The organism is Gemmiger sp. An120, assembly GCF_002160955.1.
In the GTDB taxonomy this organism is placed as follows: domain Bacteria; phylum Bacillota; class Clostridia; order Oscillospirales; family Ruminococcaceae; genus Gemmiger_A; species Gemmiger_A avium.
The window spans coordinates 65,640-85,034 of record NZ_NFLN01000012.1; the positions used below are offsets into that span (position 1 = coordinate 65,640).

Here is a 19,395-nt window from a genome sequence, read left to right on the forward strand (position 1 = left end):
TGGTCATACTGTCCGCCTCCTTTCTGATTGGCATATTGCCAGTATACTGCAAGGTTCACTATACCTTGTCCGGTTCCGGTTGTCAAGAGAATCGCATCTGCCCCGCCCGTTCGGCGGCGGTTTTCGTCGCTTTGCCGAATTCCCGCCGGGATTTTCTTGCAAAGTGACGGAAACAAACGGGCGGCGGACCCGTAAAGAGCCCGCCGCCCGACGTTTCAGGCGTGTAATTTTGTCCGTACCCAGCTGACGGCGCAGGCCGCCGCCAGCAGCAGGAGCGCCGCCCCCAGGGCCGCCTCCACCGTGTATACCATGCCGCTGATCCAGGCAGCCTGCCTTTCCGCGGGGACAAGGGCCGGCACCAGCAGCACCGCGTAGACGGGTATCCAGGTGGCCAGCACCGCCAGCAGCCAGACGCCGGTGCGGACAACGCCGCCCAGCCGGCTTGCGTAAAAGCAGGCAACCAGCGGATTGCGGGGTCTGCGCGCCAGCAGTCAGAGGATCGCAAAGGGCAGCGCAAAGTACAAAAGATAGAAATACCGGTTCATCCAGCCGTTTGCCAGCCCGTCGGCGCCCCAGTGGCAGGCCGCGCGCAGCGGGAAAAAGAACAGCAGCACCACCTGCACGGCAAAATTTTCCGCCGTCACCAGGGTCAGCCGCCTGACCGGCCAGCCTTGTTCTGCAAACGCTTTCATGGCACACCTCCCGGGCAGACGCTCTGCCCTGCTTTGTGCCCCATCATAGCCGCAAATTATGAATAAATCATGAACTGGTTTCCTCGTCCCCGCACCGCAGTCCGGCTTTTTGAAGCAGCCGTATTTTGGCCGCCCGGATCGCCGCCGCCCGGCGGCTGGTCAGCAGCACCCCCACCATAAGCATCCCGAAGGCCAGCCCCATCCCGAAATCCGCGACCTGCCCGTAAGGGGCCGTGCGTTCCAGCCCCAGCGCCCCGATCACCAGCGCCGCGCCGAACCCCGCCAGCCCCGCCAGAAACAACCGGTGCATCCGGGCCAGCAGCCGGTTCCGTTCCCCGCCGCTGTATTCCGCCGCCGCCAGCAGATTCTCTTTTTCTTCCGGCTTCACCGTTCCACCCTTCCTTTCCCCGTTCAGCAACTCCCGGATCTCCACATCGTAATAGTCCGCCAGTTCCACCAGCACCGCCAGATCCGGCAGGTTGTTTCCGTTCTCCCAGCGGGACACCGTCCTGCCGGACACACCGAACCGCTCCGCCAGCTGTTCCTGGGTCAGCGCCCGTTCTTTCCGCAGCGTTTTCAGAAACGCCCCGATCCTCTGCTGGTCCATCTCACCGCCTCCTTCTGTGCCCAGTGTAGCAAATTCCCCTCCCCCAAACAAGGACACAACGCGCCAATCGCCGCGTTCTGCGGCCGGACATGCAGTGTCCGGCCGGCCTTTTCCGCCGCAGGCGAAAGAAAGTTTTTCCTATTGTCCCTTTCCGGGAGTATACTGAAATTACAAACGAGGGACCTGTCCCAAATAGTATCTGACCATTTCATCGGAAGCCGATAAGCTGCCGCCCACCACAAAGGTCCACATCTCTTTCGGCCCCAGCGAAAAAATACCGGCGATCTCTCCGGTTCCATGATCCTATCTTTAATCTGAGGAAGCGAACATGACAAAAAGAACTCTGCGCCTGATGATCTGCCTTATTTTAGTACTTGTTTCGGTGCTTTTCGCAATATATTGTGTAATCAACTCGGATCAGCGATTGTATTTGTCCGTCATCAGCGTAGCTGGAACAACCGCGATCCTTGTTCAGGAAATGCGCAGCAGATAAGCATACACATCACGTACCATTTCCGGGGGCCAAACCCGTCCCCTTTACAGACAAACAGAAAACCCGGTCAGCCAATGGCTGACCGGGTTTTCTGCATACGGGAATCCCGCTGGTGATGCGTCAGGATAGCGGCGAACAAAATGATCCATAACGCCCACCTCATACCCGTTTATACTATATGACACCATATAGCGGCAGTCGTTCGTTCAAATTCTAAACAACCCCAAAACTGGATAAACACCCTTGCGATTGGGATAATGCCCTTTTCTGGCATTGCCTGCTCAACGGCTTGCCTTATCCATCTGTGCGCAATAGAGGCAGTAGTCCTGATGCACTGTCCGCAGCTTTCCGCATCGGCTGCATCTGTACCGCTCATTCTGCTGCCGGATAAATTCATCAAGGCCGTTTTCCTGAATGAACGCAAGATTTTCCAGCATGCTCATGTGGTATTTTGTGCGATACCGTTTATCCAGCGCTTTCAGCCTGTTACAGGGATATTTTGCGCATTCAAAGCAAAAGGTTTTCTTGTTTTCGTATTTTCGGATGGAACAGTTCTGACAGGCTTTTCGTTCGCCTCCATGGCCGCAGCCACGGCAGGCAAGCCCCTTGCCCTGGTAGGCCTGGCTCAGGGCACAATTCATCCCGCAGGGCGCCACAAGTTGCTGCAAAGTCATTTTCTTTTCTCCATAAGCATACTGTTTTCGGATGCAAAAAACCGGTCAACCAACGGTTGACCGGTTTTGTGGCGTGTCGTTCCAAAAAAGATATTTTGAATTTAACCTATCTGATTCAAAAAAATTGTGAATCAATACATTTTCGGCGCACACCGAAAATGAGGACATTTATTTGTTCTCTATTTTAGACATATACCAACTAATTTTTTGAATACCGGCCTTTGTAAAAGCGTTACTCCTTATCATAGTCGCTACTATTTCGGTACCTATTTTATCAGTAATAGATATAAGAGTCTCAAGAGAGGCCTTTCCTTTTATTAACCCTTCTCCCTCTACGCTCATTTCAAAAGTGCGGTTTCGAATGTTCACACCATTCAACATTCCACAAAGAGTAACGTCCTCATTTTCAATTTTGTCAATGGTATCCAATGTTGTAATAATGCTCGGAGCTCGCTCTTTTAGTATGTGTAGCTTTCGAGTCCGTGCAGAGTCATCCACCCAGTCAACTTCCAAGTTAACATCATTATCCCGCATATCATCGATCCACTGTCGATAATGCATAACTGTACGTTTTCCACATGGTGTTATAACCGAAAGCAACTGCTCACTGTTATCTAAAGTTTCTAGGACATTAAACAATTCATCCAATGCCCTATTGATATCTGTGTCTCCAGAGGACATACCGCTTTGTAGAACCTCACGTTCAAGGCGAACGCCAAACGAGCCCGCAAAAGTTCCAACAACTTCAAATTCTGTAATATCCTTAATATGGCCCGGAATTTTACCACGCGAGGTAGGTGAATTTAACATTGCGTTTGCGACAGAATCAAGCATTGATTGGAACCCACCTAGCGCAGCCAGCAAAACTCTACTAGATATCTTGCCTGTTTCAACTTTATCCCCATAAATTCTTATAGAAATAGTTTCTTTGGAGAAAGCCGCCAACATTGCTTCTTTTTGCTTTTTCAATTCTGACAGCCTATAATCTAGTTCAGAGGTCATAATTGTGCGCATGGTATCATCAGAAAACGCGACTAAGTTCTGCAATTCTTTCTCGGTATCTTGAATTTTTCTTTCAATCGCTGTAAGTTCAATATGTGGCACAATCTTCACCTCCCATCAATTTTTCTTCAATAGACTTACAATCTATGCGGATAATTCCTTTTGGTCTGTCCTCGCGGTCAAATCCGAATTGTCCTCTCCAATAATTTCGTTGGTTAATTATCTGGTTATAATCGGCAGGCTTTAGTAACCGTTCGTTTTCAGGAGACTTTGCATACCAAAAATATATGTCTAGCACACCAGCATATTTCTGGCGAAAAGATTGCCATAACGGTTGAAGTTGCACCATGTGTTGGTACTGAAAAAACAGAATTATATCTGCATCATTCGGATTGACTTTTGCTGTTGCATAACTACCGTCAATCCAAAATTCACAGGGAACACCTATGGCAAATACTTCCCTAGAAAACTCTAGCAGTGCCTCTGCAATCATCCTACGCCTCTGCGAAGTAGGAAAGTCTTCTACAAAAGTTTTGCAGAATTCATCATATGTATAATCATGAAATCCTGCTGGCAATACACCATTTGTTTCAAACGTCACTTTCCCACCGCCTTATTACAAGTATCTACAACTTTATAATAAAGCCTTGCTACTCTTTTTTCAACATCACCGTATGTGTGAGGGACATATTTTTAACAAGGGTCAATCAGCACGCATATTGTTATGTTTACGGCTTGATTATACAACATCAATGGTACCATAAAGCACCTTTCTAAATGACCAGAGCGACTTCTATAAATTTTTGTATTACCCTGAAAGAAAGGCAAGTCTTGACTAATGGAATCGGGCACAACTTAACTTCCTTTCAAGATTATACACCGTATTTCTCTTTCAGTGCATCAAGAGCTTCCTTTGCCGGAAGTATTTTGCCGTTGTCAGCTTGCTCTTCTGCTGCAGCCAATTTGGCCTGAACTTCTGCCAGTATGATTTTCTGTTTACCAAATACTTTTTCCACCACAAAAGTCATGGCTGCTTTCCTTCTTTCTTTTCGCCGGGGGCGTCGGCTTCTTCCGGATTACGGTTTATTATTGCATAGATAGCAGGATTTACCTTTTCAAACAACTCCGGGCTGATGATCGCGGGGTGAGCAAACTGGTACAGATACCGCAGCTTCTCGCCCATATTCTTGCATTGTTTTCGACTAAATAAATCCTGCACATAGGTTTTCTGGAGCAACACACTCCCGATATATTTTTCATTCTGGAGCAGTTTCTTGATGGTCTCTCGGCTCCAATGCTCTTTTCCCCTTGGAGAGGGAACGCCTTGTTGATACAACCAATCAGATATAGCACCGAGACTGGCACCGGCGGCCCGCATCTCAAACATCCGGCGAACGATGGAGGCGTTCGGTTCATCGGGACAAAGCGCACCGTCCCGATCCCTTTTATATCCAAAGCAGACAAACTCCGCATAGCCAGAGGTTCCGTCCATAAAGCTGTGCTCGATGCCCCAGCGGATATTCCGGCTTGCGTTCTCGCTCTGCGTTTGCGCGAAGGCGCAGTAAATCGTGAGATAATACTGCACCTGACGATCCTTGCTGTGAATTCCTTCTTCCTCGAAAAAGACATCCACATCCAAGGCCTGCAATTCCCGAAGGATCTTGAACATTTCCAGGGAATCCCGCCCGAACCGGCTCACGGATTTTACCAGGACCATATCGATCTCACCGTTCCGGCAGCTATCCAGAAGTCTTTGAAATTCCTTGCGGCGCTTTATGCTCAGCCCGGAGGCTTTTTCTGCAAAAACGCCGGCGTTTACCCATCCCGGAGTGCTTTCGATCCGCTGTGTATAATATCGGACCTGAAGGTCCAGGCTGGTTTCCTGTTCCGGGCGTTCCGTACTGACGCGGCAATAAGCGGCTACCCGAAGGGGAGGCTTCTCTTTCTGCTTTTTCTTTGCGCCGGGAGGGGTGATTCTTGTGATGATACGCAACCGAAATCACTCCCCCATGTGTTTTCTTCATTGTAGCAAAAAGTTGTTCAGCTGACAATTTTTGCCCGACTGGCTTTCACTTCCTGTACACTCCAAAACAGCTCGTCCGAAATAATGGCCGCATGGGCGTTTTCGTACAGATATTGCCATTCTTCGCCTTCATTCTTTACCTGCACTCTGCCGGTGCGGATTGTTTTCTGCAACAGAACACGGCCCGTATATTTTTCATTGGACAACAGCTTGTGGATGGCTTCCCGGCTCCATTGAGCTTTTCCGGTTGGAGAGGGAATCTGCTGTTTGAACAGTTCAGCGGCAATCGCTCCTAAGCTCATGCCACTTTGGTACTGCGTAAAGATACGGTTGACGATTTTGGCCTCTTCCGAATCAATGACCAGTTCGCCGTTGGCGTCAGCCTTATATCCGTAGCACTTTCTCTTTGCCAGCTTTGACTCGCCCGACTGGAAACGCTTGCGAAGACCGGCTTTGATGGATTCGCTTTTATTCATTCGGTATGACCTCCTTAAAAAAGAGTGATATAGAAAAATAGGATTTCTGAAATTTTTACCGATAAAGCAAAAAGCCGCAGGAAATCCTGCGGCTTTTCGTTGGTTTTGGGTATAAAAAAGTTGACAGATTCCATTCGAAATCTGTCAACTTATCATGGTTGCGGAGGCTGGATTTGAACCAACGACCTTCGGGTTATGAGCCCGACGAGCTACCGGACTGCTCCACTCCGCGATATTTGCCCATTTCTTTGGGTGCTTGATTAGTATAGCACAGCCCGCAGGGTATGTCAAGAGTTTTTTTGCGGGGGGGCACGAAACGGACAAAACCGGCATATCCGGGCGGGGTGCGGAATAGGCATATACAAATGCCGCAGCTTCAAAGGGAGGAGTAATCGTCATGTTTGTGCTTACACTCAATAAAAACGCGGTGAAACGGCTGGGGGCGCTGGCGGTATGCGGGGCGCTGCTGGCGGGCACCGTGTACGGCGTGAGCCGGTATTCCCAGGTACAGAGCGCGGCGGCGCTGCCCGAGGGCGCGCCGGCCGCCATCGAGACCACCCAGGACATCGCGGCCTTTTTCAGCGGGTACGGGCTGCAGGTGGATCTGGCCAACACCACGGTGGATAAGGTAAAGGTGCCCAGGAAATGGGACGACAGCTTTGCCGCGTTCAACGAGGTGGTAAAGGCCAGCGGCCTGGACCTGTCCGGCTGCAAGGGCAAGACGGTGGAGAAATGGGTAGCGCTGTGCCCGGGGCGCAGTACCGGCGAGGAGACGGTGAGCGGGGTTCTGCTGGTATACAAGCAGGAGCCGGTGGGCGCCTATCTGCTGAGCCAGCCCTCCGGCGAGGTGACCGCCCTGACCGCCCCGGCGGACGGCACGTCCGGTGCGGACGGCGGCGCGTCCAGTGAGACGGCGGTGCCGCCGCTGACCGAGGAAGAGGTAGCCGCGGGGGCTGACTTCGGCACGGAGGCGCAGACCGAGACCGCCGCCCCGGCCGATACCGGCGCAGAGGCGGACGCCGAAGCCGCCGCCCCCGCCGACACGGGCACGGAGGAGGGCGCCGAGGCCGCGGCCCCCGAGGTATCCATGGAGACCGCCGACATCTGGCCCACCGATTGACCGCCGTTCCCCTACACAGCAGCAGGCCGGTGCGTATGCCCTACGCACCGGCCTGCTTTTTGTATTCTCTCCCCTGCCCGCTTACCGCAGCGTGCGGTTCCACAAACGGGCGTAGGCACCGCCCAGGGCCAGCAGTTCCTCGTGGGTGCCCTGCTCCTGGATGCCGCCGTCGTCCAGCACCAGGATGCGGTCGGCGTCCTGGATGGTGGTCAGGCGGTGGGCGATGGTCAGGGTCGTGCGGCCCTTGGCCAGCTGGTCCAGGCTGCGGTTCACCAGCACCTCGCTCTCGTTGTCCAAAGCGCTGGTGGCCTCGTCCAGGATCAGGATGGGCGGGTTCTTCAAAAACACCCGGGCGATGCTGATGCGCTGTTTCTGGCCGCCGCTGAGCTTTACGCCCCGCTCGCCCACATAGGTGTCGTAACCGTCCTTCAGGTTGCGGATGAACTCGTCCGCGCCGGCCAGCTTCGCCGCCGCGATCACCTCGTCCCGGCTGGCGCCCTCCGGCTTGCCGTAGGCGATGTTCTCATACACCGTGCCGCTGAACAGGTACACGTCCTGCTGCACGATGCCGATGGCCCGGCGCAGGCTTTCCAGCGTTACGCTGCGCACCTCCTGGCCGTCGATGGTGATGCGGCCGCTGGTCACGTCGTAGAACCGGGGGATCAGGTTGCACAGGGTGGTCTTGCCGCCGCCCGACGGCCCCACCAGCGCCAGCTTCTCGCCGGGACGGATGCGCAGATCCAGATGGCGCAGCACCTTGTTGTGGTCGTCCGGATACTCGAAGCTCACGTCCTCCAGGCAGATCCCGCCCTTTTCCACCCGCAGCGGCTGGGCGCCCGGCTCGTCAAAGATCTCCACGTCCGCGTCCATGATCTCGCAGAACCGCTCGATGCCGGTCATGCCCCGCTGGAACTGCTCGGCAAACTCCACGATGCGGCGGATGGTGGCGATCAGGGTGCTCACATACAGCATGTAGGCCACCAGGTCGCCGGGGGTGATGGCCCGGTAGACGATGAACAGCCCGCCCGCCAGCAGCACCACCAGATACATCAGGCCGTCAAACAGGCGGGTGCTGGTCTGGAACGCGGCCATAAAATAATAGGTCTGTTTCTTGATGGCCTGGAACCGCTCGTTGTCCTCGGCAAACTTGCGGTCCTCCACCTTTTCGGCGGCAAAGGCCTTGACCACCCGCTCGCCCAGCAGGCTGTCCTCAATGCGGGCGTTCAGCTCGCCGATCTGCACCCGCTGGCGGCGGAAAGCCGCCCGCAGCCGCTGGTTCAGGATGGTGGACACCACCGCCATCAGCGGCACGCAGAGGAACAGCAGCACCGTGAGCATCACGTTGACCCGGCACAGGATCACAAAGGAGGCCGCGATCTTGATGCCCGCGATAAAGAATTCCTCCGGGCAGTGGTGGGCGAACTCGGTCACATCAAACAGGTCGTTGGTGATGCGGCCCATGATCTGGCCCACCTTGGTGTTGGCGTAGTAGCTGTGGCTGAGCCGCTGCAGATGGGTAAAGGCGTCCCGGCGCATATCGGTCTCCACATAGACGCCCATGATATGCCCGATGCTGGCCATATAGTAGGCGGCGATGCCGTCGATGATCCGCAGCACCAGATACAGGCCCGCCAGCTTGAGCACCAGCCCTACCGTGAGGGCGGCCAGGTTGTTGGTGGCGGTATCGGTGATGGTGCGCATCAGAAGCGGCAGCACCAGTTCGCAGACGGTGGTCAGGGCGGCGCAGAACAGGTCCACGCACAGGGTTTTGCGGTAGGGGCGCATATAGGGCCAGAACCGCCGGATCAAGGTACGGCTGCTCTGGGTGCGCCGGTCCTGCTGCTGGGGCATGGCAGATTCCTCCTTTGGTATATCGTGCAAAAACGGCCGAAGCAGGGTTGCTTCGGCCGTGCGGAAAGGCAAAACGCGGGATCAGCCCGCCGGCTGGTCCGTCCCGCCGCCCTGGCCCTCGGATGAATTTCCATTCGTCGGGGGGGCAACCGTGGGCACCTCGGTGGGCGCGGTGGTGGGCGCCGTGGTAGGTGCCGTGGTGGGCGCCGGCGTGGGTTCCGCGGTAGGCGGCGCCGTGGGCTGCTGGGTTACATCCGGGGTGGGGGTGATCTCCGGGCTGGGAGAGGTCTCCGGGGTGGCGGTAACTTCCGGGGTGGCGGTGGGCGCCGGCGTGGCCGGGGCCGCGGTGGCGGTGGCCACAAAGTGTGCCTTGACCACCACGCCGTTGGCGTCGGCATCAGCGGGCACAGTGAAGGTCAGGGTATCCCCCGCGCCGCCGGCGCTGCCCACCGGCTCAATGGTCCAGTGGGAGAAGGCATAGCCCGCGTTGGCCACCGCGCGCACGGTGGAGCAGGTTCCGCCCTTGGCAACCGCCTGGCTGGTAACGCCCTCGATGTAGCCGCCCTCCGAGGCCAGGAACTCCACCGGCACGGTAACGGTGTTCCCCTCGCCCCGCACGGCGATGGGATCCTGGCTGATCAGGCCCGGCGGGGTGCCCTTGGCCTTGGGGATGGTCTTGAGGGGCTTGGGCCGGGTGTCTTCGGTGATGTAAGCGTGGGTGCGCACATATTCCATGTAGGCGGTGACGCCCTCTTTGGACAGGTGCACCCCGTCGGACAGGGTGTAATCTTCCTTGGCCCAGCCGGTCTTTTCGTCCTTGAGGGCCTCGCTGGAATCCAGGAACTTATATCCCTCTTCTTCGCACACGGCCACGATGGCCTGGTTAAACTCGTCCACCTGGGTCATGGTCAGAGCGGTGTTGCTGCGCTGCTTATCCAGCGGCGGCACGGCGCTGACAATGATGTCCGCGTAGGGATAGGCCTTGTGGATAGCGGCCAGGCCCTTGGCGTACTGTTCGATGAAATTGTCGGTGCCCTTGCCGGCAGCGGACAGGTTGTTGGTGCCGAAGCAGATAATGATCCGCTTGGGCTGCATGATTTTGACCGCTTCGGGGATGGTCACCGGTTCGGAATACCCCACAAACTCCTCACACTTCAGGCTGGTGATGGAGCCCACGCCCATGGACACCACGCCGATGGTGTTCTGCAGGGAGGTAAAGGGGGTCTCGTCGTCCTCACCATACATCATGTACCGGTAGGTATTGGAGTCACCGATGAACAGGGTCTCGTCCAGATAGTCCTGCCCGGCGTCCTCGGTTTCGGGCAGCACGGTGCCCTCGTATATGTCCTGATCGATCACGCCGCCCTCGGCGTCGTAGCTGGCGTCCTGATCCACCTCTTCCCAGTCCACATTGCTGCCGGACGCGGGGGCAGGATCGGGATCGTGGCTGCCGCTTACATACAGCACCACGCCGGTCAGCACCGACACCACCAGCAGGCCGCTCACCACATAGACGGCAACCTGGCTGGTCAGGCAGCGCACCAGCTTTTTGGTCCACTCTGCGCGCATAGATTCGCTCTCCTTTATCACGCCCGCACCGCGGGCAGAATCGGGCCGGGAAAGGCATACCGCCCATCCCGGCGCAAGGCAAACACATGAATAGTGTACCATATCTGTATGCAAAAAGCAAACAGAACGGCGGTGAAATCTGTGTGGTAACGCCGGTTTTTCCGCCTCAGGCAGCCAAAAACAGGGGCGGCACCCGCCGGTACCGCCCCCGTTCCGTTTTTGCTCAGCGCACACGCACCCCCAGCAGCCGGGCCAGTTCCACCGCCTGCAAAGGGCTCACCACGGCCCCCCGCAGCTCGGCGGCGGATTCGCTCAGCACCAGCCCCTCAATGCTGCCCTCGCTCAGGTCCTGGTCCCGCAGCAGGGTGCCCACCACACTGGCCCGGGTCAGGTCGCACCGTTCCAGCTTCCAGTCCCGGGCGCGCAGGCCGGTCAGCCAGGCCCCGGCCATCCGGCAGTCCGCAAAGACACAGCCCGCCAGGCTGGCCCCGTCCAGGTTGACCCCCTCCAGCCGGCTGTCCTTGAGCAGAACATGCTCCAGCCGGGCGCCGCTGACATCCGCGCCCTCGGCCCGCACCCCGGTGAGGGTGCAGCGCAGAAACCAGATATCCCGCAGGTTGCTGCCGGAAAAATCGCAGTTCACAAAGACGCAGTCCCGGAACACCGCCCCCCGCAGATCGCAGCCCAGCAGACGGCAGCTCTCCACCCGGCAGCCCTCCAGGCGGCATTCCCGCAAATCCTCGCCCGCCAGGCTGGCCCCATGCAGCCGGGCCCCGGCCAGTTCCCCGCCGGGCCAGGCGGCCGCGTCGGTCAAAGCCGCGGGCAGTACCGGGGCCAGGATGCGCACACCGCTCATACCACTTCCACCTGACACACCTGCATGGCCTCCAGCGCCCGGGTATGGCTGGCCGGGCTGACCCCGGCGCACAGGCTGCCGTACACCCGCACCGGCACCTCCGGCAGGGCGGCTTTCAGCAGCAGGGCGTTGCTCAGCACGCAGATGTCGGTGCAGACGCCAACCAGGCTGATGCGGGCAAAGGGTTCCCGGGCGTGCTCCATCGCGGCCCAGTGGGCCAGCTGGGTGCTGCCGAAAGCCGGCTTGTCAAACACCTTACAGCCCCGCTCTTTGGCCAGGGCGTCCAGTTCCGGGGCCAGCTGCCAGCCCTCGGTGCCCTGCACGCAGTGCACCACCGGCAGGTTTTTGCCCTCCTGGGTGTTCAGGTAGTCGGAGGTGTGGGTGTCCCGGGTAAAGACCAGCTCCCCGGCCCAGTCCCGGGCCAGCGCCGTTACCCCGGGCAGCACCGCCTGCCCCTCGGGGGTGCCCAGCGCCCCGGTGAGAAAATCGTTCTGCATATCCACCACGATGAGAAGTTCCCGCATGGCTGTTTCCTCCTGTTTTGTAAAAGGAGCCGCGTCAGCCCGACGCGGCTCCCTGCCGGATATTCGGTTACTTGCGCGCGATCACACGCAGGGCGGCCGCGGCGATGTCCTTCGCCCGCAGACCAAACTCGCCCAGCAGCTCGTCGCCCTTGCCGGAATGGCCGTACACGTCCTGCACGGCCACCTTTTCCACCGGCACCCGCACGTCGGCGTCGGCCAGCGCGGCCAGCACCGCGTCGCCCAGGCCGCCGATGGCGTTGTGCTCCTCGGCGGTGACCACGGCGCCGGTCTTGCGGGCCAGTTCGGCCACCAGCTCGGCGTCCAGCGGCTTGATGGTGTGCATGTCGGCCACGGCGGCGTTCACGCCCTGGGCGGCCAGCAGCTCGGCGGCGGCCAGAGCCTCCTGTACCTCCAGGCCGGCGGCCAGCAGGGTCACGTCGGCGCCCTCACGCAGCACCTCGCCCTTGCCGATCTTCAGCCAGCCGGCGGGACGGTCGTGGTAGATGCTGTTCACCGCCAGACGGCCCAGGCGGATGTACACCGGGCCCTCATGGTCCAGCATGGCCCGCACCGCTTCCCGCATGGAGAAGGCGTCCGCCGGGCAGAGAACGGTCATGCCCGGGATGGTGCGCATCAGGGCCACGTCCTCCAGGCACTGGTGGGTAGCGCCGTCCTCGCCCACGCTCACGCCCGCGTGGCTGCCGGCGATCTTCACGTTCAGATGGGGATACCCCACCGAGTTGCGGATCTGCTCAAAGGCGCGCCCGGCGCTGAACATGGCAAAGCTCGCCGCCACGGGGATCTTGCCCGCCGCCGCCAGACCGGCCGCCACGCCCAGCATGTTGCACTCGGCGATGCCGCAGTCCACAAACCGGTCGGGCCAGGCCTTGGCAAAGATGTCGGTGCGGGTGGCAGCCGCCAGGTCCGCGTCCAGCACCACCAGGCCGGGATATTCCGGCGCCAGCTCGGCCAGCGCCTTACCGAAACTTACTCGGGTTGCTTCCTTGATCGGTTCCATTTACTCCACCTCCCAGCGGGCCAGTTCGGCCTCCAGTTCCTGTTTTGCCTGGGCATACTGCTCGGCGTTCGGGGCCTTGCCGTGCCAGCCGGCCTGATCCTCCATGAAGCTGACCCCCTTGCCCTTGACGGTGGACGCCAGGATCACGGTGGGGCGGCCCTTCTCGGCGCGGGCGGCGGCAAAGGCGGCCTCCAGCGCGTCAAAGTCGTGGCCGTCCACCTTCAGCACATGGAAACCGAAGCCCTCGAACTTCTTGTCCAGCGGGCCGGGGCCGGCCACGTCCTCCACCCGGCCGTCGATCTGCAGGCCGTTGGAGTCCACGATCCAGCACATGTTGTCCAGCTTCTTGTGGGCGGCAAACATAGCGGCCTCCCACACCTGGCCCTCTTCCATCTCGCCGTCGCCCAGCAGGGTGTACACCCGCCAGGACGCGCCGTCCAGCTTGGCGGCCAGCGCCATGCCGCAGGCGGCGCTCACGCCCTGGCCCAGGCTGCCGCTGGTCATGTCCACGCCGGGGATCTTCTTCATATCGGGATGCCCCTGCAGGATCGAACCGCTCTTGCGGAAGGTGGGCAGCAGCGCCGGGTCAAAGAACCCGCGCCGGGCCAGCGCCGCGTACAGGCCGGGGCTGCTGTGGCCCTTGCTCAGCACGAAGCGGTCCCGGTCGGGCCAGCGGGGCTGGGCCGGGTCAACGTTCAGTTCCTTGTTGTACAGCCAGGTGAAGATTTCAGCGCTGCTCAGCGCGCCGCCCGGATGGCCGGACTGCGCCGAGAACACCTCTTCCAGCACGTCCAGCCGCAGCCGGGCAGCGGCGCGGCGCAGGGCGATGCGTTCGGATTGTTCCATGGTGGGGACCCCCTTTGTTCATCATCCTTGAGTGGCCGGCCCGTCGGCGGGCGCGGCCTATACATTTCTATAGTACAACCAATCCCCCATCCGCCGCAAGCCTTTTCGGGCAAAAAGCCGATTGCATTTGCCCGGCCGACCCGATACAATAGGAAAAGCGGCCGAAAAAAGCCGCGCAACGATGCAATAATCCGGGAGGTCCGTGCGTATGCAGGACAGAAGCCTACAAGAAGGAAGGGCGGGTACGATGACGGCGGCCCAGGTGCTGACGCCCGAACAGGCGCTGGAATACTACGGCGACATGGTGGTGCGCACCGCTTTCGGGCTGGTGAAGAACATGGCCGATGCCGAAGATATGGCCCAGGACGTCTTTCTGACCCTGGTGCAGCGTCAGCCTGCCTTTGAGAGCCCCGAACACCAGAAAGCCTGGCTGCTGCGGGCCACCATCAACCGGTGCAAGAGCCATTTCCGCAGCGCCTGGCAGCGCCGCACCGAGGGGCTGGACGAAACCCTGCCCGCCTTTACCCCCGAGGAAAGCGGGGTGCTGGAGGCGGTGGCCGCACTGCCGATGAAGTACCGGCAGGTGGTGTACCTGCATTATATCGAGGGGTATTCCACCGCCGAGATCGCCCGCCTGCTGGACCGCAGCCAGAACACGGTGCTCAGCCAGCTGAGCCGTGCGCGGGCGAAGCTGAAAGACCAACTGGAAGGAGAGGAATTGCCATGAGCCGACCGGAAGACGCCTACCGCAGCGCCCTGAACAAGGTGACCGCCTCAGACGACTGGAAAGCCCGCACCCGGGCGGCGATGGAGGCAGCCTCCTCCCCGGCGGCGCCCCGGCTGCATGTGGTCAAAAACCCGCGGCGCGCCTGGAAAGGCGTGCTGGCCGCGGCGGCCTGCCTGATCCTGATCGCCATCCCGGTGGTGAAATACGGCCCGATGCTCGGGCTGGACGGCTTTGGCGCGTCGGGCGGTGCCGCGGCCCCGAACATGGCGGCCGCCTACGACGCGGCCGGTGAAGGGGCCGAGCCCCGCGCCGCCGCCCCCCAGGCAATGGCCATGGCCCCGGATGAGGAAAGCGCCGCCGAAAAGTCCCAGGTCACGGCGGACACCGTCACCGCCCCGGCCGTAACCGCCATCGAAGGCCTGCCCGAAGAGGGCGAGCCGGTGGATACGGTGCTGACCCGGGTGGGCGAAGACGAGGGATCCGTCTACTACCTGACCGGCAGCCTGGAGGGCGTCACCGCCCTGTACGAGGACGGCAGCAGCGAACCGCTGGCCGACGCGCTGGAATCCGGCCGGGTGACCCTGGCCGACCTGCAGCGGCTGGGGGTGCCCCTGACCGCCGAGCCGAAAGAGGGCTGAAACCGCGCCATATCACAAGGATTTTACCCGCCCGCCGCTTGACGGGCGGGTTTGTTTTTACTACAATACAAGTTGTATAACATAGCTCACAAAAGCGCCGGAACACCCGGCGGGAGGGAGTTTACAGATGGACCCGGATGGTCTTACGATTTTGCTGGTGGCCCTGGCGGCAGGGCTGGTATGTTTTGTGGTGGGCTGGGTGCTGGCCAAGAAGCTGACCCTGCCCGCCTGGCTGGACCGGCTGCTGGCCCCGGCGGGCCTGGGCGGCAAGGAGCGCGTGACCGAGGAGGAGTTCCTCGAAATCATGGACGACGCGGACGAGGAAGAGATCGACGAAAGCCAGAAACGGATGATCAACAACATCTTTGATCTGGACGATGTGTGCGCGGGGGACATCATGACCCACCGCACCGAGGTCACCGCCGTGGAGCTGACCGCCAGCTGCCGGCAGGCGGTGGCGGCGGCGCTGAAAAGCGGCAACAGCCGCCTGCCGGTATACAAAGGCAGCCTGGACGACGTGGCCGGCATGCTGTATGTAAAGGACCTGCTGCGGCTGGTGGATCACCCGGAGGAGCTGGACAGCCCGGTGCAGTCCTTTGTGCGCCAGGCGATGTTCGTGCCGGAAAGCCGCCCCGCCCGGGAGCTGCTGCTGGACTTCAAGCGCAAGAAATGCCTGATCGCCATTGTGGTGGACGAGTACGGCGGCACCGCCGGCATCGTGACCATGGAGGATATCCTGGAAGAGATCGTGGGCAACATCCAGGACGAGTACGACAACGAGGAAGAGCCCCTGACCCGCAATGAGGACGGCAGCGTGAGCGTGGACGCGGCGCTGGATCTGGAAGATCTGTTTGACGCGCTGGATCTGCCCCTGCCGGAGCGCAGCGAGGACGAGGAGTTCGACACGGTGGGCGGCCTTGTGGCGGACCGCCTGGGCCACATTCCCGCCGAGGGCGAAGCCGCCCGGGTGGAATGGGGCGGCGTGGAGTTCACGGTGCAGCGGGTGGCCAGCCGCCGGGTGGTGCGGGTGCTGGCCCGGTGCGCCGAGGCAGCCGCCGCCGCGAAAGGAGAGGACTGACCATGGCGCATTTTGAGACCCGGACCGGCAGCGAGGAGATCTACCGCGGCCGCGTATTCACCGTAACCAAGGACACCGTGACCCTGGAAAACGGGGCCGAGGGCATCCGGGAGATCGTGCATCATCACGGGGGCGCCTGCGTGGCGGCCCTGACCGAGGATAACCGGGTGTACCTGGTGCGGCAGTTCCGGTATGCGTTCGGGCAGGAGATCTGGGAGCTGCCCGCCGGCAAGCTGGAGGCGGGCGAAGACCCGCTGGAGGCCGCCAAGCGGGAGCTGGGCGAGGAAGCGGGCCTGGCCGCCGACCATTGGCGGGACCTGCACCCCATCTGGCCCACGGTGGGCTACTGCAGCGAGATCATCTATACCTATCTGGCCACCGGCCTGCATCCGGTGCCCATGCATCTGGACGAGGACGAGTTCCTGACCCCGGAATCCCTGCCCCTGGACGAGGCCGTGGCCATGTGCCTGGACGGCCGCATCGTGGACGGCAAAACCATCGCCGCCCTGCTCAAGATCCAGGCGCTGCGGGCCAAGGGAGAGCTGTAAGGGCTGATATGGGGGGATAGAACCTATCCCCCCATCCCCCCCGGAACACATGGCCGAATTTCTTCGGCCATAGGGAATGATATAACAAGGCCCGCGCAAACCGGAAACGGTCTGCGCGGGCCTTGCTTTGTATTTATCCCCAGGGCCGAAGATATTCGGCCCTGATTTCCGGGGGCCGGGTCTGCAAAGCAGCCAAGGCCGCAGTGCGGCCTTGGACCGGCAGCGCGGTCGGCGCAGCCGGGCGGGCGCATCGTTGTTGCGCCCGCAGCGCCGGGGGGACGTTGTCCCCCCAGATCGGCTTACACGAACTCGAACAGGTTCAGGCCGATCTCGTCGCTGAAGCGGCGCTCGACGGTGCCGTCCACAACCCGCACCACCATCTCGCAGGTGGCGCTGACCACGGCCCGGTTCAGGTGGCCGCCCACCACGGCGCCGGTCTCGTCGCCGGCGGCCAGATGCAGATGGGCGTAGAACGCGCCCTCCTTGGTGGTGACGGTGCCGGTCAGGCTGACGATCTCATGATCGCCGGTGAAGTTGTTGGCCTTGTACTGCTTCTCGGCGGTGCGCAGCACCCCCACCGTAAACTCGTTGATGGCGCCGATGGCGCTCACCTGGGCCAGCTTGACCTGCTCGGCGGTGCAGACCTTTTCCATCTGCTCCAGAATTTCCTCGCCCTTGTCCAGCCGGATGAACAGGGTATCCTTAAAACGACGATATTCCATTCTCGGTCACTCCTTTTTATGCTTCGTCCGGGCCGGGCCCGGCGTTTGCCTGTTTGCGCCGCGCGGCGTGCAGCGCCACGCTGAGCACCGCGATGTCCGAGGGGGACACCCCCGGCACCCGGGCCGCCTGCCCCAGGCTTACCGGCCGGATACGGGCCAGCTTTTCCCGGGCTTCCAGCCGCAGGCCGGTGAGGGGCGCGTAGTCAAAATCCGGCGGGATGGGGGTGTTCTCCTGCTGCTGCACCTGCCGCACCTGCCGCTGCTGCCGCTCGATGTAGCCGGCGTATTTCAGCTCGGTCTCGATGCGTCCCGCCATGCGGGCGTCCACCCCCTCGCCCCGGCCGATGATGCCGGCCAGCAGCTCGTAGGTCACGCCCGGGCGCAGCAGCAGCTTGTCCGCTTCGCCCCCCTGAGGCGCAGGGGCCAGCCCCGCCGCCGCAAAGGGTTCGGCCAGCGCCGCGCCGGGAATCCGGGTGGCGTGCAGCCGGGCCAGCTCCGCCTGCTTGATGGCCATGTCCTGCTCAAACCGCGCCCAGCGGGCATCGTCCACCAGGCCGTATTCCCGGCCGATGGGGGTCAGACGCTCGTCCGCGTTGTCCTGGCGCAGGGTCAGCCGGTACTCGCTGCGGCTGGTCATCATCCGGTAGGGATCCAGCACCCCCTTGGTGACCAGATCGTCCACCAGGGTGCCCAGATAGCTGGACGACCGGGGCAGGATCAGCTGGCTTTTGCCCAGCGCGGCCCGGGCGGCGTTCAGCCCGGCCAGCAGGCCCTGGGCCGCAGCCTCCTCGTAGCCGCTGGTGCCGTTGAACTGCCCCGCCCCGTACAACCCGGCCACCGCCTTGCATTCCAGCGTGGCGGCCAGGGCGGTGGGGTCGATGCAGTCGTACTCGATGGCGTAGGCCGGGCGCATGATCTCCAGATGCTCAAACCCCACGATGCTGCGGTACATGGCCACCTGCACATCCTCCGGCAGGCTGCTGCTCATGCCCTGCAGGTACATCTCGTCGGTGTCCTCGCCGCAGGGTTCCACAAAGATCTGGTGCCGGTCCTTTTCCGCAAACCGCACCACCTTGTCCTCGATGGAGGGGCAGTACCGGGGCCCGATGCCCTCGATCTTGCCGCCGTACAGCGGGCTGCGGTGCAGGTTCTCCCGGATGATCCGGTGGGTCTCCGGGTTGGTCCAGGCAATGTGGCAGGCCACCTTGTTCCGCATGGGGGTGCGGGTCAGAAAACTGAAGGGCTGCAGCAGCTCGTCCGGGTCGCCGGGCTGGCACTCCAGCTTGTCAAAATCAATGCTGCGCCGGTGTACCCGGGCCGGGGTGCCGGTCTTGAACCGGCGCAGCGGCAGGCCCAGGGCTTTCAGGCTTTCGGTCAGGGCGGTGGCGGCGTGCTGGCCGTCCGGCCCGCTGGGGTAGTCCGCCCCGCCCACAAAAATCTTGCCGCCCAGGTTGGTGCCGGTGGCAATCACCACACACTTTGCCCCATAGTACCCGTCCAGACGGGTGCGCACCCCGGTAACATGGCCGTTTTCGGCCAGGATGTCGGTCACCTCCGCCTGTTTCAGTTCCAGGCCCGGCGTGCGCTCCAGAAACAGCTTCATATAATCGTGGTAGCGCCGCCGGTCGGTCTGCACCCGCAGGCTGTGCACCGCCGGGCCCTTGCCCCGGTTGAGCATCCGGCTCTGCAGATAGGTGGCGTCCGCCGCCAGGCCCATCACACCGCCCAGCGCGTCCACCTCCCGCACCAGATGGCCCTTGGCGGTGCCGCCGATGCTGGGGTTGCAGGGCATATTGCCGATGCCGTCCAGGCTCAGGGTAAACAGCCCGGTGTGCGCGCCCAGCACCGCCGCCGCGTGGGCGGCCTCGATGCCGGCGTGGCCCGCGCCGATCACGATCACGTCAAAATCTCCCAGATGGATCACTGTTTTT

General features: G+C 61.0%; 22 protein-coding genes and 1 tRNA gene. 6 read left to right on the forward strand and 17 right to left on the reverse strand.

Annotation, left to right across the window (positions count from 1 at the left end; all coding sequences use genetic code 11):
- Positions 1–215 precede the first annotated feature (215 nt).
- From B5E65_RS10825 to B5E65_RS10835, 3 genes are all read right to left on the reverse strand, one after another.
- The gene (locus B5E65_RS10825) at positions 216–398 is read right to left on the reverse strand and encodes a hypothetical protein (protein ID WP_087171784.1); all 183 of its coding nucleotides are present in this window, start codon (positions 396–398) and stop codon (positions 216–218) included.
- A gap of 93 nt (positions 399–491) precedes the next feature.
- Entirely contained in the window at positions 492–692 is a 201-nt protein-coding gene (locus B5E65_RS10830; RefSeq protein WP_087171785.1) for a hypothetical protein, read from the reverse strand.
- Positions 693–759: 67 nt separating this feature from the next.
- Positions 760–1,299: a helix-turn-helix domain-containing protein gene (locus B5E65_RS10835; RefSeq protein WP_087171786.1), complete on the reverse strand. Its 540-nt coding sequence runs from the start codon at positions 1,297–1,299 to the stop codon at positions 760–762.
- A gap of 822 nt (positions 1,300–2,121) precedes the next feature.
- On the opposite strand from B5E65_RS10835, the gene B5E65_RS16225 reads away from it, so the two are divergent.
- The gene (locus B5E65_RS16225) at positions 2,122–2,526 is read left to right on the forward strand and encodes a hypothetical protein (RefSeq protein ID WP_158098577.1); all 405 of its coding nucleotides are present in this window, start codon (positions 2,122–2,124) and stop codon (positions 2,524–2,526) included.
- Between the two features lie 108 nt (positions 2,527–2,634).
- On the opposite strand, the gene B5E65_RS10845 is transcribed toward B5E65_RS16225, so the two are convergent.
- The 6 genes from B5E65_RS10845 to B5E65_RS10860 form a co-directional block, all read right to left on the reverse strand.
- Positions 2,635–3,570 carry a hypothetical protein gene (locus B5E65_RS10845; protein ID WP_087171788.1) on the reverse strand — a complete coding sequence of 312 codons (936 nt, stop codon included), beginning with the start codon at positions 3,568–3,570 and terminating at the stop codon, positions 2,635–2,637.
- Positions 3,557–4,069: a DUF6932 family protein gene (locus B5E65_RS16045; RefSeq protein WP_143403008.1), complete on the reverse strand. Its 513-nt coding sequence runs from the start codon at positions 4,067–4,069 to the stop codon at positions 3,557–3,559. The genes B5E65_RS10845 and B5E65_RS16045 overlap by 14 nt, the downstream gene beginning before the upstream one ends.
- 271 nt (positions 4,070–4,340) lie before the next feature.
- Positions 4,341–4,496: a hypothetical protein gene (locus B5E65_RS16230; RefSeq protein WP_158098578.1), complete on the reverse strand. Its 156-nt coding sequence runs from the start codon at positions 4,494–4,496 to the stop codon at positions 4,341–4,343.
- Complete coding sequence (locus B5E65_RS10850) at positions 4,493–5,461, reverse strand: recombinase family protein (protein ID WP_242957531.1); 969 nt, start codon at positions 5,459–5,461, stop codon at positions 4,493–4,495. Before B5E65_RS10850 ends, B5E65_RS16230 begins: the two co-directional genes overlap by 4 nt.
- Before the next feature lie 47 nt (positions 5,462–5,508).
- Positions 5,509–5,967: a recombinase family protein gene (locus B5E65_RS10855; RefSeq protein WP_087171789.1), complete on the reverse strand. Its 459-nt coding sequence runs from the start codon at positions 5,965–5,967 to the stop codon at positions 5,509–5,511.
- A 155-nt stretch (positions 5,968–6,122) separates the two neighbouring features.
- Positions 6,123–6,199, reverse strand: a tRNA-Met gene (locus B5E65_RS10860).
- 165 nt (positions 6,200–6,364) lie between these two features.
- Here B5E65_RS10860 and B5E65_RS10865 point away from each other — a divergent pair.
- Positions 6,365–7,087, forward strand: coding sequence for a DUF4830 domain-containing protein (locus tag B5E65_RS10865; protein ID WP_087171790.1), 723 nt, complete (start codon positions 6,365–6,367; stop codon positions 7,085–7,087).
- An 81-nt stretch (positions 7,088–7,168) separates the two neighbouring features.
- On the opposite strand, the gene B5E65_RS10870 is transcribed toward B5E65_RS10865, so the two are convergent.
- The 6 genes from B5E65_RS10870 to B5E65_RS10895 form a co-directional block, all read right to left on the reverse strand.
- On the reverse strand, positions 7,169–8,938 hold the full coding sequence (locus tag B5E65_RS10870) for an ABC transporter ATP-binding protein (protein ID WP_087171791.1): 1,770 nt from the start codon (positions 8,936–8,938) through the stop codon (positions 7,169–7,171).
- An 81-nt stretch (positions 8,939–9,019) separates the two neighbouring features.
- Positions 9,020–10,507 (reverse strand): SGNH/GDSL hydrolase family protein, encoded by a 1,488-nt coding sequence (locus tag B5E65_RS10875; RefSeq protein ID WP_158098579.1) that lies wholly within the window; start codon positions 10,505–10,507, stop codon positions 9,020–9,022.
- A gap of 223 nt (positions 10,508–10,730) precedes the next feature.
- Positions 10,731–11,363, reverse strand: a complete 633-nt coding sequence (locus tag B5E65_RS10880) for a pentapeptide repeat-containing protein (protein WP_087171793.1) — start codon at positions 11,361–11,363, stop codon at positions 10,731–10,733.
- The gene (locus tag B5E65_RS10885; RefSeq protein WP_087171794.1) at positions 11,360–11,887 is read right to left on the reverse strand and encodes a cysteine hydrolase family protein; all 528 of its coding nucleotides are present in this window, start codon (positions 11,885–11,887) and stop codon (positions 11,360–11,362) included. The genes B5E65_RS10880 and B5E65_RS10885 overlap by 4 nt, the downstream gene beginning before the upstream one ends.
- A 67-nt stretch (positions 11,888–11,954) precedes the next feature.
- Positions 11,955–12,905 (reverse strand): transketolase family protein, encoded by a 951-nt coding sequence (locus B5E65_RS10890; protein ID WP_087171795.1) that lies wholly within the window; start codon positions 12,903–12,905, stop codon positions 11,955–11,957.
- Positions 12,906–13,751 carry a transketolase gene (locus B5E65_RS10895; protein WP_087171796.1) on the reverse strand — a complete coding sequence of 282 codons (846 nt, stop codon included), beginning with the start codon at positions 13,749–13,751 and terminating at the stop codon, positions 12,906–12,908.
- Between the two features lie 208 nt (positions 13,752–13,959).
- On the opposite strand from B5E65_RS10895, the gene B5E65_RS10900 reads away from it, so the two are divergent.
- The 4 genes from B5E65_RS10900 to B5E65_RS10915 all read left to right on the forward strand — a co-directional run bounded on the left by B5E65_RS10900 (position 13,960) and on the right by B5E65_RS10915 (position 16,742).
- Positions 13,960–14,478 (forward strand): RNA polymerase sigma factor, encoded by a 519-nt coding sequence (locus tag B5E65_RS10900; RefSeq protein ID WP_242957532.1) that lies wholly within the window; start codon positions 13,960–13,962, stop codon positions 14,476–14,478.
- A complete protein-coding gene (locus tag B5E65_RS10905) occupies positions 14,475–15,116 on the forward strand; it encodes a hypothetical protein (RefSeq protein ID WP_087171798.1) in 642 nt (213 codons plus the stop codon). The genes B5E65_RS10900 and B5E65_RS10905 overlap by 4 nt, the downstream gene beginning before the upstream one ends.
- 127 nt (positions 15,117–15,243) lie before the next feature.
- Entirely contained in the window at positions 15,244–16,194 is a 951-nt protein-coding gene (locus tag B5E65_RS10910; RefSeq protein WP_087171799.1) for a hemolysin family protein, read from the forward strand.
- A 2-nt stretch (positions 16,195–16,196) separates the two neighbouring features.
- Positions 16,197–16,742 (forward strand): NUDIX hydrolase, encoded by a 546-nt coding sequence (locus tag B5E65_RS10915; protein WP_087171800.1) that lies wholly within the window; start codon positions 16,197–16,199, stop codon positions 16,740–16,742.
- Positions 16,743–17,041: 299 nt separating this feature from the next.
- Here the strand turns inward: B5E65_RS10915 and B5E65_RS10920 are convergent, their stop codons facing one another.
- Entirely contained in the window at positions 17,042–17,464 is a 423-nt protein-coding gene (locus tag B5E65_RS10920; RefSeq protein ID WP_087171801.1) for a PPC domain-containing DNA-binding protein, read from the reverse strand.
- A 16-nt stretch (positions 17,465–17,480) separates the two neighbouring features.
- Positions 17,481–19,388 carry a tRNA uridine-5-carboxymethylaminomethyl(34) synthesis enzyme MnmG gene (gene mnmG, locus B5E65_RS10925; RefSeq protein ID WP_087171802.1) on the reverse strand — a complete coding sequence of 636 codons (1,908 nt, stop codon included), beginning with the start codon at positions 19,386–19,388 and terminating at the stop codon, positions 17,481–17,483.
- Positions 19,389–19,395 lie beyond the last annotated feature (7 nt).

Bases quoted from the DNA above. Each gene is read 5' to 3' on its own strand.
- B5E65_RS10875 (WP_158098579.1), bottom strand. From the start codon at position 10,507: ATGCGCGCAGAGTGGACCAAAAAGCTGGTGCGCTGCCTGACCAGCCAG.
- B5E65_RS10855 (WP_087171789.1), bottom strand. From the start codon at position 5,967: ATGAATAAAAGCGAATCCATCAAAGCCGGTCTTCGCAAGCGTTTCCAG.
- B5E65_RS10915 (WP_087171800.1), top strand. From the start codon at position 16,197: ATGGCGCATTTTGAGACCCGGACCGGCAGCGAGGAGATCTACCGCGGC.
- B5E65_RS10830 (WP_087171785.1), bottom strand. From the start codon at position 692: ATGAAAGCGTTTGCAGAACAAGGCTGGCCGGTCAGGCGGCTGACCCTG.
- B5E65_RS10880 (WP_087171793.1), bottom strand. From the start codon at position 11,363: ATGAGCGGTGTGCGCATCCTGGCCCCGGTACTGCCCGCGGCTTTGACC.
- B5E65_RS10920 (WP_087171801.1), bottom strand. From the start codon at position 17,464: ATGGAATATCGTCGTTTTAAGGATACCCTGTTCATCCGGCTGGACAAG.
- B5E65_RS10900 (WP_242957532.1), top strand. From the start codon at position 13,960: ATGCAGGACAGAAGCCTACAAGAAGGAAGGGCGGGTACGATGACGGCG.
- B5E65_RS10885 (WP_087171794.1), bottom strand. From the start codon at position 11,887: ATGCGGGAACTTCTCATCGTGGTGGATATGCAGAACGATTTTCTCACC.
- B5E65_RS10865 (WP_087171790.1), top strand. From the start codon at position 6,365: ATGTTTGTGCTTACACTCAATAAAAACGCGGTGAAACGGCTGGGGGCG.
- B5E65_RS10870 (WP_087171791.1), bottom strand. From the start codon at position 8,938: ATGCCCCAGCAGCAGGACCGGCGCACCCAGAGCAGCCGTACCTTGATC.
- B5E65_RS10835 (WP_087171786.1), bottom strand. From the start codon at position 1,299: ATGGACCAGCAGAGGATCGGGGCGTTTCTGAAAACGCTGCGGAAAGAA.
- B5E65_RS10905 (WP_087171798.1), top strand. From the start codon at position 14,475: ATGAGCCGACCGGAAGACGCCTACCGCAGCGCCCTGAACAAGGTGACC.
- B5E65_RS16225 (WP_158098577.1), top strand. From the start codon at position 2,122: ATGCACTGTCCGCAGCTTTCCGCATCGGCTGCATCTGTACCGCTCATT.
- B5E65_RS16230 (WP_158098578.1), bottom strand. From the start codon at position 4,496: ATGACTTTTGTGGTGGAAAAAGTATTTGGTAAACAGAAAATCATACTG.
- B5E65_RS10890 (WP_087171795.1), bottom strand. From the start codon at position 12,905: ATGGAACCGATCAAGGAAGCAACCCGAGTAAGTTTCGGTAAGGCGCTG.
- B5E65_RS10895 (WP_087171796.1), bottom strand. From the start codon at position 13,751: ATGGAACAATCCGAACGCATCGCCCTGCGCCGCGCCGCTGCCCGGCTG.
- B5E65_RS10910 (WP_087171799.1), top strand. From the start codon at position 15,244: ATGGACCCGGATGGTCTTACGATTTTGCTGGTGGCCCTGGCGGCAGGG.